The organism is Burkholderia sp. JP2-270 (genome assembly GCF_003233675.1).
Lineage (GTDB): Bacteria > Pseudomonadota > Gammaproteobacteria > Burkholderiales > Burkholderiaceae > Burkholderia > Burkholderia pyrrocinia_C.
Genome location: NZ_CP029825.1, coordinates 2,710,435 through 2,732,214, shown reverse-complemented (window position 1 = coordinate 2,732,214; position 21,780 = coordinate 2,710,435). Strand labels below are relative to the sequence as shown.

Sequence of the window (21,780 nt, the reverse complement as noted above, 5' to 3'; positions counted from 1 at the left end):
CCCCGGCCCCTCGATGTCCGCCCCGGTCTCCAACGTCCGCCCTGCTCCGGATACGGTACTCGTCGATATCGTCGACTACGTGCTGAACACCGGCATCGACAGCGCGCTCGCGCTGGAGACGGCGCGTCATTGCCTGATCGACACGCTCGGATGCGGACTCGAGGCGCTGTCCTACCCTGCCTGCACCAAGCTGCTCGGCCCCGTCGTGCCCGGCACGATCGTGCCGAACGGCGCGAAGGTGCCCGGCACGTCCTTCCAGCTCGATCCCGTCCAGGCCGCGTTCGACATCGGCGCGATGATCCGCTGGCTGGACTTCAACGACACCTGGCTCGCCGCCGAATGGGGTCATCCGTCCGACAATCTCGGCGGGATCCTGGCGACGGCCGACTGGCTCTCCCGCACGGCCGTCGCGGCCGGCCGGAAACCGCTGCTCATGCGCGACGTGCTGGTCGCGATGATCCAGGCCCACGAGATCCAGGGCTGCCTCGCACTCGAGAATTCATTCAATGCGGTCGGGCTCGACCACGTGCTGCTCGTGAAGGTTGCGTCGACGGCCGTCGTCGGCCGGCTGCTCGGGCTCACGCGCGACGAGTTGATCAATGCGGTCTCCAACGCGTTCGTCGACGGCCACGCGCTGCGTACCTACCGCCACGCACCGAACACGGGTTCGCGCAAGTCGTGGGCGGCCGGCGATGCCACGTCCCGCGCGGTGCGCCTCGCGCTGATCGCGAAAACCGGCGAAATGGGCTACCCGTCGGCGCTCACCGCGAAGACCTGGGGTTTCTACGACGTGCTGTTCGACGGGCAGCCGTTCCGCTTCCAGCGCCCGTACGGCACGTACGTGATGGAAAACGTGCTGTTCAAGATCGCGTTCCCAGCTGAATTCCACGCGCAGACGGCCGCCGAGGCCGCGCTGCAGCTGCACGCGCAGCTCGCCGCGGCGGGGAAATCGACCGACGACATCAGCCGGATCACGATCCGCACGCATGCGGCCGCGATCCGCATCATCGACAAGCAGGGCCCGCTTGCCAATCCGGCCGACCGCGACCACTGCATCCAGTACATGGTCGCCGTGCCGCTGCTGTTCGGCCGGCTGACCGCGGCCGACTACGAGGATGCGGCCGCAGCGGACGCCCGCATCGACGCGCTGCGCGCGAAAACCGTGTGCGTCGAGGATCCGCAGTTCACGGAGGATTACCACGATCCGGACAAGCGATCGATCGCGAATGCGCTGACGATCGAGTTCACGGACGGATCGAAACTTGCCGAAGTGGCGGTCGAATACCCGCTCGGCCACAAGCGACGCCGCGCGGACGGCATCCCGCTGCTGGTCGAGAAGTTCAGGACCAACCTCGCGCGCCGCTTCCCGGCAAAGCAGCAACAAGCGATTCTCGACGTGTCGCTGGACCAGGCAAAGCTCGAAGCGATGCCGGTCGATGAGTACGTCGACTTGTATGTGATATAGCCGTCAGATACAGGACACGTTGTTTCCTAGCCTTAAACCCAGGAAAATCACCATGGCCCACAATCTCCACAAGACCCTCAAGGAATTCGACAGCGGTTCCGGCAAAGGCAAGTTCTACTCGCTGCCGCAACTCGGCAAGGAGCTGAAGACGAAGATCGAGCGCCTGCCGGTGTCGATCCGTATCGTGCTCGAGTCCGTGCTGCGCAACTACGACGGCAAGAAAATCACCGAAGAGCACATCGAGCAGCTCGCGAACTGGAAGCCGACCGCGAAGCGCGTCGACGAGATTCCGTTCGTGGTGTCGCGCGTCGTGCTGCAGGACTTCACGGGCGTGCCGCTGCTCGCCGACATCGCGGCCATGCGCGGCGTCGCCGAGCGCACGGGCAAGAACCCGAAGAAGATCGAGCCGCTGGTCCCGGTCGATCTCGTCGTCGACCACTCGGTCCAGATCGACTACTTCCGCCAGAAGGACGCGCTCGACCTGAACATGAAACTGGAATTCCAGCGCAACAACGAGCGCTACCAGTTCATGAAGTGGGGCATGCAGGCCTTCGACACGTTCAAGGTCGTGCCGCCGGGCGTCGGCATCGTCCACCAGGTGAACCTCGAATACCTCGCGCGCGGCGTCCACAAGAAGGCGGACGGCGGCGACACCGTGTACTACCCGGATACCCTCGTCGGCACGGACAGCCACACGACGATGATCAACGGCATCGGCGTGGTCGGCTGGGGCGTGGGCGGCATCGAAGCCGAAGCCGGCATGCTCGGCCAGCCGGTGTACTTCCTGACGCCGGACGTCGTCGGCGTCGAGCTGAAGGGCAAGCTGCGCGAAGGCGTGACGGCCACCGACCTCGTGCTGACGATCACCGAAATGCTGCGCAAGGAAAAGGTCGTCGGCAAGTTCGTCGAATTCTTCGGCGAAGGCACGAAGTCGCTGTCGCTGCCGGACCGCGCAACGATCGGCAACATGGCGCCGGAATACGGCGCGACGATGGGCTTCTTCCCGGTCGACGAAAAGACGATCGACTACTTCGAAGGCACGGGCCGCACGAAGGCGGAAATCGCCGCGTTCGAAAACTACTTCAAGGCGCAGAAGCTGTTCGGCATCCCGAAGGCCGGCGACATCGACTACACGAAGACGGTCACGCTGGACCTCGCGACGGTCGCACCGTCGCTGGCCGGCCCGAAGCGCCCGCAGGACCGCATCGAGATCGGCAACGTCAAGTCGACGTTCACCGACCTGTTCTCGAAGCCGGTCGCGGAGAACGGCTTCGCGAAGAAGGCGGACGACCTGAACACGCAGTACACGACGAGCAACGGCGTCGACGTGAAGAACGGCGACGTGCTGATCGCCGCGATCACGTCGTGCACGAACACGTCGAACCCGAGCGTGCTGCTGGCCGCCGGCCTGCTCGCGAAGAAGGCCGTCGAAGCCGGCCTGACCGTCGCGCCGCACATCAAGACGTCGCTCGCGCCGGGATCGCGCATCGTCACCGAATACCTGACGAAGACGGGCCTGCTGCCCTACCTTTCGAAGCTCGGCTTCGAAGTCGCGGCCTACGGCTGCACGACCTGTATCGGCAACGCGGGCGACCTGACGCCGGAACTGAACGAAGCGATCACGAAGAACGACATCGTCGCGGCAGCCGTGCTGTCGGGCAACCGTAACTTCGAAGCGCGCATCCACCCGAACATCCGCGCGAACTTCCTCGCGTCGCCGCCGCTCGTCGTCGCGTACGCGATCGCCGGCAACATCACGCGCGACCTGATGACCGAACCGGTCGGCAAGGGCAAGGGCGGCCGCGACATCTACCTCGGCGACATCTGGCCGACGAGCGACGAAATCCAGGCGCTGCTCAAGTTCGCGCTCGATCCGAAGAAGTTCGAGGACAACTACTCGAAGCTGACCAAGAAGGGCGACCTCTGGAGCAAGATCGAAGGCGAATCGGGCCAGGTCTACGACTGGCCGAAGTCGACGTACATCGCGGAGCCGCCGTTCTTCGGCAACGACTTCTCGATGGAACCGGCCGCTTCGATCCCGACGGTCAAGGGCGCGCGCGCACTGGGCATCTTCGGTGACTCGGTCACGACCGACCACATCAGCCCGGCAGGCTCGATCAAGGAAGACTCGCCGGCAGGCAAGTGGCTGAAGGAAAACGGCGTGCAGAAGGCCGACTTCAACAGCTACGGCTCGCGCCGAGGCAACCACGACGTGATGATGCGCGGCACGTTCGCGAACGTCCGGATCAAGAACCTGATGATCCCGGTGAAGGCAGACGGCACGCGCGTCGAAGGCGGCCTGACGATCCACCAGCCGAGCGGCGAACAGCAGTCGATCTACGACGCGGCGATGCAGTACATCGCCGCCGACACGCCGACCGTCGTGTTCGCGGGCGAAGAGTACGGCACGGGCTCGTCGCGCGACTGGGCCGCGAAGGGCACGCAACTGCTCGGCGTGAAGGCCGTGATCGCACGCAGCTTCGAGCGCATCCACCGCTCGAACCTGGTCGGCATGGGCGTGCTGCCGCTGCAGTTCAAGGGCTCGGACAGCGTCCAGTCGCTCGGCATCACCGGCGACGAGACGTACGACATCGAAGGCCTCGGCGACGACTTCAAGCCGCAGCAGGACGTCACGCTCGTGATCAACCGCAAGAACGGCGAAACGCAGCGCGTGCAGGTGCTGCTGCGCATCGATACGCCGATCGAAGTCGACTACTACAAGCACGGCGGTATCCTGCCGTTCGTGCTGCGCTCGCTGCTCGCAGCGTAAGCGCCCTGCTTTTGCAGGTGCCGCAGCCGCCTCGCGGGCGGTTGCGGCCGATTTGGATGCCCGACCTCGTGTCGGGCTTTTTTTGCCTGCGCGCGTTACGCCGCCTTGTCGCCGCGCGCCTTCGCGCGCGAGCCCGTTCCTCGCGCGTTCTTCTTCAGATGTGTGCGGTTGTATTCGATCGCCGCGCGCACCAGGCTCTTCAGCGCCCGCTTGTCGATCCGGTCGCCTTCCAGGAAATCGATCGCGCGCCGCGCATTGCCTTCGAGGCCCGCATTGAACAGCCCGTCGGGATCGGGCAGATGCGCGCCGTGCATGAACGTCAGCTTCACCTTGCCCTTGTGCGCATTCGCGACCGCGATCATCCCGTCGCGCGACCACACGGGGCTGCCCATCCATTTCCATTCCTCGACGATGCCGTCATCGGCCGCGAGGATCGTCTGGCGGAGGTCCGCGAAGGTCTGGCCGCGCCAGTCGGCGATTCCGGCGATCAGCGCGTCGATGCGCGCCGACGGTTGCAGGTCAGTTGCACTCATGCGCGGGCCTCCGTGCCTTCGTCGGGGCGGGCCAGCACCTGTTCGAGCGACTCGAAGAACCGCACCCAGCCGTGCTGCGCGCCGCGGTACGCCTGCTCCTGATCCGCGCGGAAGCCGACCTGCTCCATGCGCAGGTGCGTGCCGGCCGGTGTCGGCGTGAGCGTCCATGTGACGACGCTTTCGAGGCCGTACGCGGCCCACGTGTACGACAGCGCCCGCGGCGGCTCGATCTTCAGGACCGTGCAGTCGACTGAGCCCCAGTCCGCGCGGAAGCTGAAGGCGCGGCCCGCGACGGGCTCGAAGTCGCTCTTCATCAACCACGCCTCGATCAGGTGCGGTTGCGTGAGCGCGCGCCAGATCTTCTCCGGCGGATGCGGCAGTTCCCGTTCGACGACGACGGAGCGCGTTTCGGTGGTGGCTTGGTTCATTACTGATCCATCCTTCTGAGCAGATCTTCGAGGGCGTCGAACCGGTTCTGCCAGAAGCCTGCCATCTGGCTGGTCCAGTCGATCAGCGGGGCCAGCGCTTGCGGCTGTGCGCTGTAGTGCGTCTGCCGGCCTTCGTGACGGTCGTTCACGAGCCCGGCCTGCTTCAGTACGCCGAGATGCTTCGACACGGCCGGCTGCGAGACGCCCGCATGAGCCGTCAGCGCGACAACCGTCAGCTCGCCCTCCTCGCACAGCCGTTCGAAAAGCGCGCGGCGCGTCGGATCGGCAAGCGTCCTGAAAAGCATGTCGTGAGCGTTCTGCATGTCCAAATCCATAACCCGTTGGTTATGGATTGAAGAATATCTGCTGACCGGCAAGAGTCAAGAAGGAATTTCGCGGATGTCGATGCGTGCCGCTGCCGCACGCGGCACGCGGCACGCTTCGCGCCGCGCGCAATCGCGCCGGAAGCGGGCGTGCCGAAGGCGTCGCTTGCCGCCGGATCACGCCTGCTTTGCCCGTCAGGACTCGAGTGTTTGCTCTAATTCACGACGGCGGCCTCGCGTCCGAAAGCCGCCTGCAAGACTGGGCCATGCGCTGTTTCACAGTTCGGGAAACGTTTGGGATCGGCCGGCCCTGTTTTTGTGCATGCGCGAACCGGCTCGGCCCGCATCGCATCGCTTGACCACATAGTGCGACTCGGCCTGCGTCCACACCTGGTCGCGAAGCACGCATGCGCATGCCGGTTCGCAACGTCATCGCGCACGTTCCGGCGCTGCGACGAACGACTCGTGCGCGCGAACGCCGCGCATCGTCGTGCCGACATGTCGCGAACCGGTTCCCTCGCCGGCGCCCGCCGCTCGCCGCGTTCACCGTGCGCCACGCGCGATTCCCCACGCCGATGTCAGAACTGACAGCTATGGAAACTGGCAGCTACCTGAACGGCACCGACGCCCTACGCTCGTCACCGCTCGCGGCCCCACAAGGGCCGTGGGCTCCAGCAACGTCGTCTCTCCTAAAAAGGACTCCCGATGAAAAGGAACGCCTGGTTTGCCCTGCCTCTTCCGTCGCCCCGCCGCCTTGCGTGCGCGTGGCCGCTCGTACTCGCCGCCGGCGCGGCGCACGCGACGACGGACTGGGTCGATACCCACACGAAGGCCTTTCTGACCGGCCCGCAGTTGATGGCGCGCAGCGCGGCGCCGTCGCTCGAACTCGCGGCCGGCGAGACGACGGACGTCGTCGTCAGCCTGAAGCTGCGCAATGCCGCGCAGCTCAAGCAACTGGCACGCGACGTGAACCGGCCCGGCAGCGTGCATTACCGCCAGTACCTGACGCACGAGCAGTTCCTCGCCAGCTACGCGCCGACCGACGCGCAGGTGAAGTCGGTCGTCGACTATCTGCGCAAGAGCGGCTTCGTGAACATCGAGGTCGCGCCGAACCGGCTGCTGGTGTCCGCGCGCGGCACGGCCGGCACGGTGAAGACCGCGTTCAACACGTCGCTCGTGCACTTCGAATACGCGGGCCGCTCGGGCTTCGCGAATGCGTCGACCGCACAGGTGCCGAGCGCGCTCGGCGACGTCGTCGGCTCGGTGCTCGGGCTGCAGAACGTCGCGCGTGCACGGCCGATGCTGCGCATCGGCAACGTGGCGAAGCCGCAGGCACTCGCGGCCGGCACGGCGACGGGCCACTATCCGAAGGAATTCCCGGGCCTCTACAACGCGACCGGCGTGCCGACCGCGGCCGGCGTGACCGTCGGCATCATCACGATCGGCGGCGTGTCGCAGACGCTGCAGGACCTGAAGCAGTTCACGTCGAGCAACGGCTACGGCACGGTCTCGACGCAGACCGTCAAGACCAACGGCACCGGCACGAGCGGCAGCTACAGCGACGACCAGGACGGCCAGGGCGAATGGGATCTCGACAGCCAGTCGATCGTCGGCTCGGCAGGCGGCCAGGTCGGCAAGCTCGTGTTCTACATGGCGGACCTCAACGCCGCCGGCAACACGGGGCTCACGCAGGCATTCAACCGCGCGGTGTCGGACAACACCGCGAAAGTGATCAACGTGTCGCTCGGCTGGTGCGAAACCGACGCGAACGCGGACGGCACGCTCGACGCCGAGGAGCAGATCTTCACGACGGCCGCGGCGCAAGGCCAGACGTTCTCGGTGTCGTCGGGCGACGAAGGCGTATACGAGTGCAACAACCGCGGCTATCCGGACGGCTCGAACTACACGGTGTCGTGGCCGGCTTCGTCGCCGCACGTGCTCGCGATCGGCGGCACGACGCTCTACACGACGTCGGCGGGCGCATTCTCGAACGAAACGGTGTGGAACGAAGGACTCGACGGCAACGGCAAGCTGTGGGCAACGGGCGGCGGCGTCAGCACGATCCTGCCCGCGCCGTCGTGGCAGTCGGGCAGCAGCCGCCAGTTGCCGGATGTCTCGTTCGACGCCGCGCAAAGCACGGGCGCGTATATCTACAACTACGGCCAGTTGCAGCAGATCGGCGGCACGAGTCTCGCCGCGCCGATCTTCACGGGCTTCTGGGCGCGCCTGCTCGCGGCGAACGGCACGGGCCTCGGATTCCCGGCCAGCAACCTGTATCGCGCGATTCCGTCGAACCGGTCGCTCGTGCGCTATGACGTCGTGTCGGGGAACAACGGTTATCAGGGGTATGGCTACACCGCCGGCACCGGCTGGGATCTGACGACCGGCTTCGGCAGCCTGAACATCGCGAACCTCAACCAGCTGATCAAGGCGGGCGGGTTCTGAACGATGCGTGAAGGCCGGCGCGCGGCAGCAGTTTGCCGCGCGCCGGCTTTGTCGCATTCAGGTCGCGCGATATTCGCGCGTCACCCTACTCCGTCGCCCGCTCGTTCACACGCTCTGGCGCGGCCGGCACACCGTTCCGATGCGACGGCGCAAACAGCCGCAACCCGCTCGCGACGCTCGCGGCCCCCGCGAAACCCGCACCGAGCATCAACGCCAGCGTCGGCCCGTGGCGCCCCGCGATCCCGAACGACAGCGCGACGAGCGCAGCACCGGTCGCCTGCCCGATCAGCCGCGCGGTCGCGATGATCCCGCTCGCGCCGCCGCTACGCTCGGGCGGCGCGCTCGACATCAGCGCCTTGAGGTTCGGCGACTGGAAGAAGCCGAAGCCCGCGCCGCACAGCATCATCCGCCAGCCGATGTCGAATACGCTCGGCGCCGCCGGCAGCGCGGCGAGCGACACCATGCCCGCGCTCAGCAACGCGAGCCCGATCGCGCCGAGCAGACCCGGCGGATAACGATCCGACAGGCGGCCCGCGATCGGCGCGGCGAGCGCGACGATCGCCGACCACGGCGTCATCAGGAACCCCGTCTCGACCGCGTTGCGATGCAGGACAGTTTCGAAATAGAACGGCAGCGACACGAACGCGAGCCCCTGCGCAGCGAACGCGCACACGGCGGTCAGCGCGGACAGCGTGAACACGGGCCGGCGAAACAGGTCGACCGGCAGCATCGGCGCCGGGTGCCCGGCCTGGCGGCGGATCAGCAGCCAGCCGAATGCGAGCGCAACCGCAGCAGCCGCAAACACCACGGAAAGCGGCCCGCGCTGCGCGAATTCGCCGAGCGCGAAGATCAGCGAGGCGAACGTGATCACGTTGAACAGTGCGGCGACCGGATCGAACGCATGCTTGCCGCGCGCCGTCTGCGGCAGCGACGGAATCGCCACTGCAAGCGCGAACACGCCGAGCGGCACGTTCACCGCGAACAGCCACGGCCATGCTGCGACCGACAGGATCAGCGACGCGATCGTCGGACCCACCGCGAACGATACGCCGACGACGAGCGCGTTGAAGCCGACACCGCGCCCGAGCCGGTGCGCGGGAAACAGGCCGCGGATCAGCGCGACGTTGACGCTCATTATCGCGCTCGCGCCGAAGCCCTGCACGATCCGCGCAGCCGTCAGCATCGGCAGCGTCGACGCAAGCGAACAGCCGAGCGATGCGAGCGTGAACACGGCGAGCCCGGCGATGTACACGCGCTTGTGGCCGACAATGTCGCCGAGCGACGCGAACGGCAGCAGCGTCGCGACCATCGCGAGCTGGTACGCATTGATGATCCATACGGACGCGGCCGGCGACGCATGCAGGTCGGCGGCGATCGCGGGCAGTGCGGTGTTCGCGATCGCGGTGTCGAGCGTCGCGAGCGCGACGGCCAGCAGCACGGCGGACATCGCGCGCCAGTTGACGGCCGGCTCCCGGGCGCCGGCGGAAGATGCGAATTCGGACAAGATGAGGCTCGGCTGACGGGCGACGCGCGGCATCGCGGATTGAGCGGCGCGGCGGCATGCGTTCCGGACGGCAAGACCGGCGCGCGCGCAGCCGCGATCCGTATTGTTGCAGAGCCGCATCGAACGTGCAGGCGGCCGCCTCGTCAGTCAGCGAAACGAAAGCTTGCACGATGCCGTGCGTTGTGCGCGGCATCGTTGAGCGCACAACGATCTACGATCCGGCGAGCGCCGGCCGGCCTTCCGGACTCGTGCCCGTCTTCGTCGCGTCGGCGCTGGCGGCCGGCCCGGCCGCGTCTGCCGGCGGCACCGCGCATCGGAATCGCACCGATGCGCCGCTGGTCGGCGTGCGCGCGCCGCCGTCGCGCCGGGTCGAATCAGGTCACCGCGCGCCGCGCATTGCGTCCGCGCAGCCATTCGAGCGCGAGCAGCAGGCTCGTCGAGAAGATGATCAGGATCGTCGCGAGCGCGGCGATCGTCGGGCTGATGTTCTCGCGGATGCCCGTGAACATCTGGCGCGGCAGCGTCGTCTGGTCCGCGCCCGCGAGGAACAGCGTGACGACCACTTCATCGAACGACGTCGCGAACGCGAACAGCGCGCCCGACATCACGCCCGGCGCGATCACCGGCAGCGTCACGCGGAAAAACGTCGACACCGGATTCGCGCCGAGCGACAGGCTCGCGCGCACGAGATTGTGGTTGAACCCCTGCAGCGTCGCGGCGACCGTCGTCACGACGAACGGCACGCCGAGCGCCGCGTGCGCGGCGATCAGCCCCGTATAGGTATTCGCGAGCCCGAGCGGTGCGAAGAACAGGTACATGCCGACGCCGACCACGACGACCGGCACGATCATCGGCGACAGCAGCACGGCCATCAGCAGCGCCTTGCCGCGGAAGTCGGCCTTCGTGAGACCGATCGCGGCGAGCGTGCCGAGCACGGTCGCGACGATGGTCGCCGACGGCGCAACGATGAAGCTGTTCTTCGCGGCCATCCGCCACTCGTCCGACGCGATCAGGTTCTCGTACCAGCGCATCGAGAAACCCGGGATCGGATAGACGAGGAACGTGCTCGACGAAAACGACAGCGGCACGATCGCGAGCACCGGCAGGATCAGGTACAGCAGCGTCAGCACGACGAGCACGCGCAATGCGACGTACCACGCGCGCTCGACGAACGACATGTGCGGCGCGAACAGCGGCCTGGCGAGCAGTTTCATGGTCGAATCCCCTTCCGTTCCGTTGTTGCGCGCTTAGCCGAGGCTCACGTTCGAGCGGGTGAAGCGGCCGTAGATCGCGTACAGCACGAGCGTCGCCGCGAGCAGCAGCCCGCCAAGTGCGCACGCCATGCCCCAGTTGATCGTCACGTTCGTGAAGTACGCGACGTAGTAGCTGACCATCTGGTCGTTCGGCCCGCCGAGCAGCGCGGGCGTGATGTAGTAGCCGATCGCGAGGATGAACACCAGCAGCGCGCCCGCGCCGACGCCCGGATAGGTCTGCGGCACGTACACGCGCCAGAACGCGGCGAACGGATGGCTGCCGAGCGATACGGCCGCGCGCTGGTAGGTCGGCGGAATCGACTTCATCACGCTGTACAGCGGCAGGATCATGAACGGCAGCAGGATGTGCGTCATCGAGATATACACGCCGACGCGGTTGAACAGCAGCGTCAGCGGATGCGAGATCAGCCCGCTGCCGATCAGCGCCGTGTTGATGAGCCCTTCGCTCTGCAGCAGCACGATCCACGCGGCGACGCGCACGAGCACCGAGGTCCAGAACGGAATCAGCACGAGAATCATCACGAGGTTCGCGCGCCGCTCCGACAGCGTCGAAATCCAGTATGCGAGCGGGTAGCCGAGCAGCAGCGCGAACAGCGTGACCGCGACGCCGATCACGAACGTGCGGCCGAAGATCGCGAGATAGATCGACTGATCGGGATCGGCCTGCACGATATGGCCGAAGCCGTCCTGTTTGTGGTCGAGCGCGGCGAGCAGGTAGAACGGCGAAACCGTGCTGCCGTTCTTCGCAATGGCTTGCCAGTACGCCGCGTCGCCCCAGCGCGAATCGAGTTCGACGAGTTTCGTGCGCGTCTGCGCAGGCGTGAGCGTCGATTCATTGTCGCCCTTCAGCGGCATCGCGCGCGCCGTCTTCGCGACGAGCGAGCGATAGCCGGGAATCTCGGTGTTCAGGCGCCGCGCGAGCGCGCCCATCGCTTCGCTGTCGGCCACCTTCGTCATGTCGGCCGCGAGCGCGACATACGCGGCGTCGGCCGGCGGCGCCTTGCGGTCCCAGCTCGACAGCGCGGCGACCGTGTTCGGCAGCGCAGTCGCGATCTCGGGGTTCTGCACCGCGCGCGTGAGCAGCGTGCCGATCGGCACGACGAAGATCAGCAGCAGGAAAATCGCGAGCGGCGCGACCAGCAGCAGCGCCATCGTGCGCTTGCGGGCCTCGGCAGCCTTCAGCTCGCGCTTGAGTGCGGCGCCCGACGAGGAAGGCGCGATCGTCATCGTATTCAACGGGTCTCTCCGGCCGGGCACGCTCCGGCGGAATGCCGCGCGACGCTATCGACGCGCCGCGCGGCGGGTTGCATCAGGATGCCTGAACGGTTACTTCGTCGCCCATGCGGCGAAGCGCTGCTCGAGCTCGTCGCTGTGGTCGGTCCAGAAGCCGATATCTTCCAGCACCGCGTTCTTGCCGTTGGCCGGCGAGTTCGGCAGGTTCGCGAGCGTCTTCGCATCGAGCGACTTGATCGCGGCGATGTTCGCGGGGCCGTACGCAATGTGCTGCGCATACGCCTGCTGCGGCTTCGGCGTCAGCGAATACGCGATGTACTGCTCGGCCAGCGCCTTGTTCGGCGAGCCCTTCGGAATCGCCCAGTAGTCGAGGTCGTAGATGCTGCCGTTCCACACGACCTTCAGGTTCTTGCCTTCCTTCTGCGCGGCATCGATGCGGCCGTTGTACGCGGTCGACATCACGACGTCGCCGGCGACGAGGAACTGCGGCGGCTGCGCGCCCGCTTCCCACCACTGGATGTACGGCTTCAGCTCGTCGAGCTTCTTGAACGCGCGGTCCTGGCCGGCCTTCGTGCCGAGCACCTTGTACACGTCCTTCGTCGCGACGCCGTCGGCCATCAGCGCAAATTCGAGGTTGTAGCGCGCGCCCTTGCGCATCCCGCGCTTGCCGGGGAATTTCTTCACGTTCCAGAAATCGGCCCAGCCGGTCGGTGCCGACTTCAGCTTGTCCGCGTTGTACGACAGCGCCGTCGACCACACGAAGAAGCCGACGCCGCACGTTTGCGGCGATTCCGGAATCAGGTCGGACTTCTTCGCGATCTTCGACCAGTCGAGCTTCTCGTACAGCCCTTCGTCGCAACCGCGGTTCAGGTCGCCCGACTCGACTTCGACCACGTCCCAGTTGACGTGCTTCGCCTCGACCATCGCCTTCACCTTCGCCTGCTCGCCGTTGTATTCGACGGCGGTGACCTTGTTGCCGGTTGCCTTCTCGAACGGCTGGTTGAACGCGACCTTCTGCGCGTCGCCGTTCGCGCCGCCGAAGTTGACGACCGTGAGTTCGGCGGCCGTTGCCGATGCGCCGACTACGGCGAGCGCCAGTGCCAGCGCGGTGCGGCGCGCCGTAAAGCTTGCTCGTTTCATGATGGTTCCTCTCCTCTCGTGGTGGAAGTGGGCAGTTGTTGTTGACGACGTGCTGCGGTAAATCAGGGAAACCCTGTTCATGCGAACACGCGCAGGTGCTCGGGTGCGAATGCAAGCGAGACAGGCGCGCCGGGCGAGAACGCATCGAGCGCGCCGGTACCGAGCGGCACCTTTACGAAGCATTCGTCCTGGCCCGGCAGCGCGCAGCGCATGCGCACGTGATCGCCGAAATAGATGAGGCTGCGCGCCTCGCCGGTCAGCCGGTTCGCGGCCGCGCCATTCGCGTGCCCGTTCGCACCGTGCGCGGCGAGGCTCATGCGTTCGGGGCGGATGCACGCGACGGCCGACGCGCCCTCGGCGGCTTCGCCGATATGGCGGCCGACCAGCTGCGTGCCGTCGTCGAGCCGGAATTCGCAGAATTCGCCGTCGACACGCGCAATGGTGCCGCGCAGCCGGTTGCTGTCGCCGATGAAGTTCGCGACGAATTCGTTGCACGGCGATTCGTACAGGCGGTCGACGGTGTCGAGCTGCTGCACGATGCCCTTGTCGAACACGGCCACACGATCGGACATCGTCAGCGCCTCGCCCTGGTCGTGCGTCACGTACACGAAGGTCACGCCGAGCTTTTCGTGCAGCGCCTTCAGTTCGTATTGCATGTGTTCGCGCAGCTGCTTGTCGAGCGCGCCGAGCGGCTCGTCCATCAGCACGAGCTTCGGCTCGAACACGAGCGCACGCGCCAGCGCGATACGCTGCTGCTGGCCGCCCGACAGCTGCGCCGGATAGCGTTTCGCGAAGCGCTCCATCTGCACCATCTTCAGCGCATGCGCGACGCGCTCCGTGCGCTCGGCAGCCGGCAGCTTGCGCACGGTCAGCGGATACGCGACGTTCTGCTCGACCGTCAGGTGCGGGAACAGCGCGTAGTTCTGGAACACCATGCCGATGTTGCGCTTGTGCGGCGGCACGTTGTTCAGGAGTTCGCCGTCCAGGCGGATCTCGCCGCCGGTCGGAAACTCGAAACCGGCGAGCATCATCAGGCAGGTCGTCTTGCCCGAGCCCGACGGCCCGAGCAGCGTCAGGAATTCCCCTCGGTGGATATCGAGGTCGAGCGATTTGACGACCAGCGTTTCACCGTCATAGGTCTTCCGCACGCCGCGAAAGCTGACGATCACATCATCGGACTTCATCATGCTGTCCCCTTGCGTCGCGACAATCGTTTTTGAGATGCGATCCACTATACGGTGCGCACGGTTCTATACTAGGGAACCATTTCAATATTCCAAGTAGGACCACTTTGGATACCGTGATCCTTGCCGACTGGCTCTCCGCCCGTCTCGACCGCGGCTCGTCCGAGCCGATGTACCGGCAGTTGCTGCAACAGATGCAGCAGGCCATCCTGACCGGAGAATTGGGGCCAGGAACGAAACTGCCCAGTTCCCGGACGCTCGCGGCGGACCTGTCGATCGCGCGCAATACCGTGCTGCACGTATATGACCAGCTGACGGCCGAAGGCTATGTGCTGACGACGACCGGCAGCGGCACCTATGTGGCCGACACGCGGCCGGACGCCGCCGCGATTCGCGCGCCGGGCGCCGTACCGCCGCCGTCCGACGCTGGTACGCTGCCGCCGCCGGACGCACAGGGCAGCCTGTCGATGCGCGGCCGGCAACTGATCGAGCACGCGGGTGTATCGCGGCGCCAGTGGGGCGCGTTCATGCCGGGCGTGCCGGACGTGTCGGAGTTTCCGAGCCGTACGTGGAGCCGCCTGCAGGCGCGGCTGTGGAAGGAGGCGAACCCCGAGCTGCTGACCTATGCGCCGGGCGGCGGCTACCGGCCGTTACGGCGCGCGCTCGCCGATTACCTGCGCGTCGCGCGTTCGGTCAAATGCTCGCCGGACCAGCTGATCATCACGACCGGCATTCATCAGTCGATCGATCTCGCGGTACGGCTGCTGTCCGATATCGGCGATCGCGCGTGGGTCGAGGAGCCGTGCTACTGGGGCGTGCGCAGCGTATTGCAGGCGGCCGGCCTCACGCTCGCGCCGGTGCCGGTCGACCAGGAAGGGCTCGCCCCGCGCGCCGGCGACATGCAGCATCCGCCGCGGCTCGTGCTCGTCACGCCGTCGCATCAGTACCCGCTCGGGATGGTGATGAGCCTCGCGCGGCGCCGGATGCTGCTCGAATACGCGCGCCAGCACCGCTGCTGGATCATCGAGGACGACTACGACAGCGAATTCCGCTACGGCAGCCGCCCGCTCGCGTCGCTGCAGGGGCTCGACGACGGCGGCCGTGTGATCTACGTCGGCAGCCTCGGCAAGATGCTGTTCCCGGGCCTGCGGATGGGCTACATGGTCGTGCCCGAGCATCTGGTCGATACCTTCCGCACCGGGCTGTCGGAGCTGTACCGCGAGGGCCAGCTGATGCAGCAGGCCGTGCTCGCCGAATTCATCATGGATGGCCACCTGACTTCGCACGTCAGGCGGATGCGCACGCTGTACGGCGAGCGCCGGCAACTGATGATCGACGCGATCCGCGCGCGCTTCGGCGACGCGCTGCCCGTGATGGGCGACGAGGCCGGCCTGCACCTGGTGCTCGGCCTGCCCGACGCGTGTGACGATCGTGCGGTCACGCAGAGCGCGTTCGACGCCGGCGTGATCGTGCGCCCGCTCACCAGCTACTACAGCAACCTCGACACCGCTCAGCGCGGCCTGCTGCTCGGCTATGCGTGCGTCCCGCACGAAGGCATCAAACCCGCGTTCGATACGCTCGCCGCGACCATCGAGCAGCATCTGCCGCAGCACGTCACGCGCGCGGCATGAGGTCGGTCACACGCAGCGCTGCCCGCGTTATTTCGCGGCACCCGCGCCGCGATCGAGCGACGCCGCGCGCACCGCTTCGCCGGGCTTTGTGAACACGCGCTGCTGCAAAGCGGCAATTTGCGCGTCGCGGTTCTTCGGCGACAAACCGGCCGACTCGATCTGCGCACGCTGCGCCGCATAGTCCGCGTAGCGGCTCTGCCACGATGCGTCGTCCTGCTGCATCTGCGCGACGCGTGCCGCGGCCTCGGGCCCGAGCGTCTGCGTCAGTTGCGCGCGCATCGCATCGGGCGTCGCCCCGCTCTTCTGTAACTGCGCGATCTGGTCGATTGCGGCCCGCTGCCGGTCGACCCGCTGCTGCGCCGCGCGTTCGTCGGCCGGCATCTGCTGCTCGAGCGCCGCGAGCCGTTCGGCCTTCTGTGCATCGGTCAGCGTGCGATCCTGCGCGACCTTCAGCCGTGCGAGATCGTAGCGCTGCCGCCACTGCTCCGCGCCGAAGAACGGCTGGCTCCAGTCGCCAAGCGTGCGATACGCGATCGACGCGCGCTGGTCGAGCGCGAGCTGCAGCGCGCCCAGGTCGGACTTGTCGACCGCGCCGGCATCGCGCAGTTTCGCGAGCGCGTCGAGATACGCACGATACCGGCGCCACACGTCGAGCGCGTCGGCCTGCGCGGCCGTGGCATCGAGCTGCGCGGCAATCTCGCGCACGACGAGCGCATCGAGCGCGACCGCACTGAGATCGCTCTGCGCGGTCAGGCAGTAATCGAAAAAATCGCGTACCGCGCGCACCTTCGCGAGATGGCCGCCGGCATCGAGCGGCAGCCGCGGCGCGCTGGAACCGGCCAGCGACGACGGCAGGCCCGCGCTCGCCAGCGCGGCGGCCTGCGGCGGTGCCGCAGCCACGCCGCCCACCGCCGCGGCTTCGGGCGGCTCGCCGGCGCTACCCGTACCGCGATGCCATCCCGCACCGCTCCACATCGCGACGCCGGCGATCGCCGCCAGCCCCACGACACCATAGACCGCAGCGCGCCGCACCAGCGGCGCGCGCCCTTCACGTGCCGTCATCGATTACACGCCCGCCAGTTTCAGCCGGTTCGCATGCGTGCGGATCACCGCGACCGGATCTTCCGCATACGCACCTCGCACGCCGAGCAACTGGTTGATCTCGTCGATATGGTTCCACTTGTAGCTCGTGCTCAGCACCTTGCCGTACAGCGCGCTGCACTTCGATACGAGCCCGTCGTTCTGGCCCGAGCCGCGGTTGATCATCACCGTGCCCGTGCCGAACAGCGCGAGCGTGGACAGGTCGAGCGAGTTCGCCGGATCGACGAGCGGAATCGTGCTCGTGTCCGTCGCGCCCGTCATGCCGAGCACGGAGAGCGTCGGCTGGATCGCCGTGCCGGCCCACGAATACAGCAGATGCGTGTTGCCGCCGACGGTTTCCGTCGATGCGCCGGTCTGGCAACTTCCCGGTGCGCCAAGGCCCGCGCTCGGATAGTTCTGGTTGTACGTGGCGGCCTGCGCGGTCGTCAGCGTCTTCAGCGACGCGAGCGCGTCCTGGTTCGTGTTGTGGCTGCTGCTAGTCAGGATTCCGAACACATTGACGAACGCGGCGATGATCGATGACGAAAGCCCGGTCGGATCGTATGCGAGCACGCTCTGCACGAAGTCGGCGAACTCGGAGCCGCGATGCGGCGTGCCGATCGTCGTCACCGACGCGACGAGATCGGGCGCGACGGCTGCGACATAACGCGACGTGAGCCCGCCCTGGCTGTGACCGACGAGATTGACCTTGGTCGCGCCCGTCGCGGCCAGCACCGTCTTCACGTAAGCGAGCAGCTGTTCGCCGCGCCCGTTCGGCCCGTCGTCGCTCTGGAAGCCCGACAGGTTCGCGACGTAGACGGTCGTGCCATGCTGCTGCAAGTCTTCCTGGATGCCGTACCAGTACTCGAGCACGCCCGCGTACTTGTCGGTGCCCGTGAGCCCGTGCACGAGGATGATCGGATAACGCGTCGCCGCGTAGTCGTCGGCGGGCGCGATCGCCGCCATCGCCGCGCGTGTCGTCGCGAGCGTCATCACCGCGGTCGTCCCCGCGAACGGCGCAACGCTCATCGCGCATGCCACTGCCCCTGCCACCACCCTGGAACGCATCGATCTGGCCATGCATGTTCTCCTGATTATTGTGCTGCCGGTGCGAACGAAATCGAATCGACGCACGCGGCGCCCTCGCGTGCGCCGTGACCGTCGATTGCGGGAGTGAATCACGAGTGGCCAACGTTTGCGCCCTGACTAGACACGGTTCTCTAATCGCTTGACGCGCCCCGCCCGTTCGGGCGGGGCCGCGTTCATGCGCGCGCATGCTGCAACGCACACGCACAACGCGCTACAGCTTTGCGCTCACGCGTACCCATGCGGTACGGCCCGGCTCCATCACCGGCGCGTTCGCCGGATAGCCGAAGCCGGCGTTGCCGGCGAGGTTCAGATGCTCGGTGTAGGCCTTGTTCAGCACGTTGTCGACGCCGACCGAGACCTGCACGGTCTTGCTGACGTTGTATTGCGTATGCAGCGACAGCACGCCGAATCCGGCGCTCGGGCCGAAGTCCTTGCCGACGACGTTGCCCTCATTCAGGGCATAACGATGCTGCGGCGCAACGATCCGCCACAGGCCGCCGGCCGACCACGCTCCGCGCGTGTATTCGAGCCCGATGCGCGCCTCGAGCGGCGGCATCTGCGGCAGCGGATCGCCGCTCGCCACGTTGCGCCCCCATGCATACGCGAGCGACGTCTCGACGCGCAGCGGCGCAATCGGCCGCCACGACACGCCTGCTTCGCCGCCCATGATCTGCGCATTGACGTTGGTCGCCTGCGTGGTCGGGCCCATCATGCCGGCCGCGTAGTTGAACAGGATGAAGTCCTGCACGTAGCCTGCGTAAGCCGACACCCACGCATCGAACCGGTCGCTCTTGTATTGCGCGCCGATGTCGATCTGCGTGGTCTTCTCCGGCTGCACCGCCGAGAATGCGTTGAGCGAACCGGCCGGCCCGCGCTTCGCGGAGAACAGCTCCCAGTAGTCGGGATAGCGCTCCGCATGACCGATCCCCGCGTACCACGTGACGGGCAGCGACGCGAGATCGCGCTCGTAGCGCACGAAGCCGCTCGGCAGCACGCGCGCACGGTCGTCGTCGAAGGTCGGGTTCGGTTTGCTCGTCATCATGCCGCTGGTCGTCGCGCGCTTGTCGCGTGCGCTCGCGTAGTCGACACGCGCGCCGCCGATCACGCGCGACACGTCGCTCGCGTACCACGTCAGCTCGCCGAACGCACCCGCGTTCCACATCGTCGCCTGCGCATCCCACGGCTGATCGCCGTAGTTCTGCCGCCCCATCGCCGAACGCGAATCGAGCCGGTTCGATTGCGCGTCGACGCCCGTCACGAGCTTGAAGTCGTCGCCGAAACGAAACGTTGCGGCCGCGCGCGCGCCGAACGTGCGGCGCCGCACCTCCGACGCCATGCGCATCGGCATGCTGCTGGTCGGATCGGGCTGCCGCAACGTGTAGTTGTCCATCACGTGGTCGGCTTCGTTGTAGTACACACGCGCCTCGATCCGGTCGAGCACGTCGCCGAGATGCCGTTTGTCGAACGACAGGCCGAACGTCTCGCGGCGGAAATGCGCGCCGTCCATCCCGCGGCCCGCATACTTCGCGTAGCCGTCGCCCGTGCCGGCCGTCAGTTCGACCCGCGTGTGATCGTCGGGCGTCCAGCCGAGCGCAGCATCGGCGTTCCACTTGTCCCACTGCGACGGCACCGTGTTGCCGTTGCCGTCCTTGTAGTCCTGCGAATGCGCGTGGTTTGCGGTCACGCGGCCATAGACGTCCGGCGTGCCGGCCGTCAGGTCGAGGTTCTGGTCGTTACGGCCGAACGAGCCGCCGACGAGGCTGCCCTCGAAACGCATGCCCGGCTTGTCGAAACGCGGTGTCACGCGCTCGAACAGCACGGTGCCGGCCGACGCGCCGGGACCGTACAGCACGGTCTGCGGCCCCTTCACGACGGTGACCTTGTCATAGCTTTCCGGCGCGATGTACGACGTCGGCGCATCCATCCGGTTCGGGCAGGCGCCGAGCGTCGGCATCCCGTTCGCCAGGATATTCAACCGTGAACCGAACATCCCGCGCAGCACGGGGTCGCCGTTCGTACCGCCGCTGCGGATCGACGTGAAGCCGGGGATCGTCTTCAGGTAATCCGCACCGTCGCTGGCGGGCAGCGGCTGGCGCGGCGCCTTCGGATCCGTGACGACGACGAGCGGCGTCGTCAGCGGCGACGCGACGACCTCGACGGGCGGCAGCAGCGCGGCCGCTTCGTCCGCAGGCGCGCCGGCCGCGCGCGCCGTTTCGGCCGCGGCGGCGGTCGCGGCCAGCGCGCCGACGGCGAGCGCGGGAACGGTGAGTTTCAACATGCGCGGCACGCGCCGCGCACAGGCATTGCGTGACGCCCGCGGCGCACGCAACTGGAAAATGGTCATGATCGAAAGCCCGAGTGACGCCCTCCACGCGGCCTCGACGGGCCGCACGGATATCGGCGGTGGAAAGAACGGAAGACAGCGCGTCAGGCGCGCTCGGGCGGTGCGCGTGGATACGCGCGCGGATAGCGATCGGCGCGCGCCGCGACGGCTGGCGGCGCGGCGGCGGAAACGGAAACGACGGGAACGGAAGCGAACGACGCGGCGGCAGGCGCGCCGATCGCGGGGCTGTGCGCGAAGAATCCGCAATAGCCGCACGCATCGAGATGCAGCGCACGATCGTGCGTGCTGCCCGCATCGGGCGACCGATGCGCGCCGTGCTCTGCACTGCAGACGATCGTGTCGGGCGCGGCCGCCTGCGCGATGCGCCACTGCGACACCAGCGGCGCCGCGATCGCGAACCAGATCGCGAGCACGCCAAGCCAGGCGGTCAGGTGACGATGTCGGTGCAGCATGTGCGGCGGCGAGTAAGCGGAACGTAAAATCAGCCGAGATGTTACAGAATGTTCGCCGCGATGGCCAGCCGCGGCTGACGGTAAACGAAGCGGGGGCGCATGGTTGTCAACACAACCATGCGCCCCCGCCTGCTGCGCGCGTCCGGAGCGCGGCGCTCAGGGCACCATGCGCCGCAGCACGTCGTCGCGCCGGATGAAATGGTGGTACAACGTGGCCAGCGCGTGCAGGCCGATCACGAAGTAGAACGCGTTGCCGATCAGTTCGTGCGCTTCCTTGATCGTCGGCCGCAGCGCCTTGTCGGGGCCGAACAGCGTGAACGACACGCCGAGCCAGTCGAGCGACACCGGCTTGCCGCCCAGGTTGATCATCATGATGCCGAGCAGCGGCTGCGCGATGATGAACACGTAGAGCGCGACATGCGCGAGCTTCGAGAGCCAGCGCAGCAGCGCGGCCTGCGGAATGGCTTCCGGCACGCGGCTGACGACCCGCCACAGCACGCGCAGCACCGACAGCACGAGCACGAACGTGCCCGCGGTGAGGTGCACGTTCATCCAGAACACCCGGCTGTCGCTGCCTTTCGGCCCGCGGATCTCGATAGCCAGGTACGCCAGCACCACCAGCAGGAAGATGGCCCAGTGAAAGAAGATCGCCGGCGAGCTGTAGCGCGTCTGTTTCGCGAGGATGTTTTTCATGCGTCGTCTCATGTTGTATGCGGGGAGGGGCGCATGCCGCAACGGGCTCCGCGCCCGGCAGAGCTGCCAAGATTGTAGCCGCACGGGCGTCCGATTTCCCGCGGCGCGGTCAAATATCCGACGAATCGTCAACGCGCACCGCGCGCGGCTGCCATATGGAAAATCCGCATCGCGCACGGGAACGGCTGTGGC

17 protein-coding genes are annotated in these 21,780 nt (G+C 67.1%); 4 read left to right on the top strand and 13 right to left on the bottom strand.

Annotated elements, in window-relative coordinates:
* Nucleotides 1-13 precede the first annotated feature (13 nt).
* Complete coding sequence (locus tag DM992_RS30495; RefSeq protein ID WP_111019887.1) at nt 14-1,465, top strand: bifunctional 2-methylcitrate dehydratase/aconitate hydratase; 1,452 nt, start codon at nt 14-16, stop codon at nt 1,463-1,465.
* Nucleotides 1,466-1,517: 52 nt separating this feature from the next.
* A complete protein-coding gene (gene acnA, locus DM992_RS30490) occupies nt 1,518-4,235 on the top strand; it encodes an aconitate hydratase AcnA (protein ID WP_111019886.1) in 2,718 nt (905 codons plus the stop codon).
* 95 nt (nt 4,236-4,330) lie between these two features.
* On the opposite strand, the gene DM992_RS30485 is transcribed toward acnA, so the two are convergent.
* The 3 genes from DM992_RS30485 to DM992_RS30475 are packed head-to-tail and all read right to left on the bottom strand — an operon-like array spanning nt 4,331 to nt 5,519.
* Nucleotides 4,331-4,768, bottom strand: a complete 438-nt coding sequence (locus tag DM992_RS30485) for a DUF1801 domain-containing protein (protein WP_111019885.1) — start codon at nt 4,766-4,768, stop codon at nt 4,331-4,333.
* The gene (locus tag DM992_RS30480) at nt 4,765-5,196 is read right to left on the bottom strand and encodes an SRPBCC domain-containing protein (protein ID WP_111019884.1); all 432 of its coding nucleotides are present in this window, start codon (nt 5,194-5,196) and stop codon (nt 4,765-4,767) included. Before DM992_RS30480 ends, DM992_RS30485 begins: the two co-directional genes overlap by 4 nt.
* Entirely contained in the window at nt 5,196-5,519 is a 324-nt protein-coding gene (locus tag DM992_RS30475; RefSeq protein ID WP_111020485.1) for a metalloregulator ArsR/SmtB family transcription factor, read from the bottom strand. Before DM992_RS30475 ends, DM992_RS30480 begins: the two co-directional genes overlap by 1 nt.
* Before the next feature lie 705 nt (nt 5,520-6,224).
* On the opposite strand from DM992_RS30475, the gene DM992_RS30465 reads away from it, so the two are divergent.
* Nucleotides 6,225-7,964 (top strand): S53 family peptidase, encoded by a 1,740-nt coding sequence (locus tag DM992_RS30465; RefSeq protein ID WP_111019883.1) that lies wholly within the window; start codon nt 6,225-6,227, stop codon nt 7,962-7,964.
* 85 nt (nt 7,965-8,049) lie between these two features.
* Here DM992_RS30465 and DM992_RS30460 read toward each other — a convergent pair whose 3' ends face one another.
* The 5 genes from DM992_RS30460 to DM992_RS30440 all read right to left on the bottom strand — a co-directional run bounded on the left by DM992_RS30460 (nt 8,050) and on the right by DM992_RS30440 (nt 14,299).
* Complete coding sequence (locus tag DM992_RS30460) at nt 8,050-9,468, bottom strand: MFS transporter (RefSeq protein ID WP_204356144.1); 1,419 nt, start codon at nt 9,466-9,468, stop codon at nt 8,050-8,052.
* A 374-nt stretch (nt 9,469-9,842) separates the two neighbouring features.
* Nucleotides 9,843-10,682, bottom strand: coding sequence for an ABC transporter permease (locus DM992_RS30455; RefSeq protein ID WP_111019882.1), 840 nt, complete (start codon nt 10,680-10,682; stop codon nt 9,843-9,845).
* A 33-nt stretch (nt 10,683-10,715) separates the two neighbouring features.
* Complete coding sequence (locus tag DM992_RS30450) at nt 10,716-11,969, bottom strand: ABC transporter permease (protein WP_162631786.1); 1,254 nt, start codon at nt 11,967-11,969, stop codon at nt 10,716-10,718.
* 99 nt (nt 11,970-12,068) lie between these two features.
* On the bottom strand, nt 12,069-13,115 hold the full coding sequence (locus DM992_RS30445) for an ABC transporter substrate-binding protein (protein ID WP_105392770.1): 1,047 nt from the start codon (nt 13,113-13,115) through the stop codon (nt 12,069-12,071).
* Nucleotides 13,116-13,192: 77 nt separating this feature from the next.
* On the bottom strand, nt 13,193-14,299 hold the full coding sequence (locus DM992_RS30440; protein ID WP_111020483.1) for an ABC transporter ATP-binding protein: 1,107 nt from the start codon (nt 14,297-14,299) through the stop codon (nt 13,193-13,195).
* A gap of 107 nt (nt 14,300-14,406) precedes the next feature.
* Between DM992_RS30440 and DM992_RS30435 the strand changes: the two genes are divergently transcribed.
* Nucleotides 14,407-15,930: a PLP-dependent aminotransferase family protein gene (locus tag DM992_RS30435; protein WP_111019880.1), complete on the top strand. Its 1,524-nt coding sequence runs from the start codon at nt 14,407-14,409 to the stop codon at nt 15,928-15,930.
* A gap of 27 nt (nt 15,931-15,957) precedes the next feature.
* Here the strand turns inward: DM992_RS30435 and DM992_RS30430 are convergent, their stop codons facing one another.
* The 5 genes from DM992_RS30430 to DM992_RS30405 all read right to left on the bottom strand — a co-directional run bounded on the left by DM992_RS30430 (nt 15,958) and on the right by DM992_RS30405 (nt 21,588).
* Nucleotides 15,958-16,992 (bottom strand): lipase secretion chaperone, encoded by a 1,035-nt coding sequence (locus tag DM992_RS30430; RefSeq protein WP_111019879.1) that lies wholly within the window; start codon nt 16,990-16,992, stop codon nt 15,958-15,960.
* 3 nt (nt 16,993-16,995) lie between these two features.
* Nucleotides 16,996-18,090 carry a triacylglycerol lipase gene (locus DM992_RS30425; RefSeq protein WP_111019878.1) on the bottom strand — a complete coding sequence of 365 codons (1,095 nt, stop codon included), beginning with the start codon at nt 18,088-18,090 and terminating at the stop codon, nt 16,996-16,998.
* Between the two features lie 220 nt (nt 18,091-18,310).
* Complete coding sequence (locus DM992_RS30420; protein WP_111019877.1) at nt 18,311-20,443, bottom strand: TonB-dependent copper receptor; 2,133 nt, start codon at nt 20,441-20,443, stop codon at nt 18,311-18,313.
* A gap of 83 nt (nt 20,444-20,526) precedes the next feature.
* Nucleotides 20,527-20,895, bottom strand: coding sequence for a DUF2946 domain-containing protein (locus DM992_RS30410; protein ID WP_111019876.1), 369 nt, complete (start codon nt 20,893-20,895; stop codon nt 20,527-20,529).
* Nucleotides 20,896-21,051: 156 nt separating this feature from the next.
* Entirely contained in the window at nt 21,052-21,588 is a 537-nt protein-coding gene (locus DM992_RS30405; protein WP_111019875.1) for a cytochrome b, read from the bottom strand.
* Between the last annotated feature and the right edge of the window lie 192 nt (nt 21,589-21,780).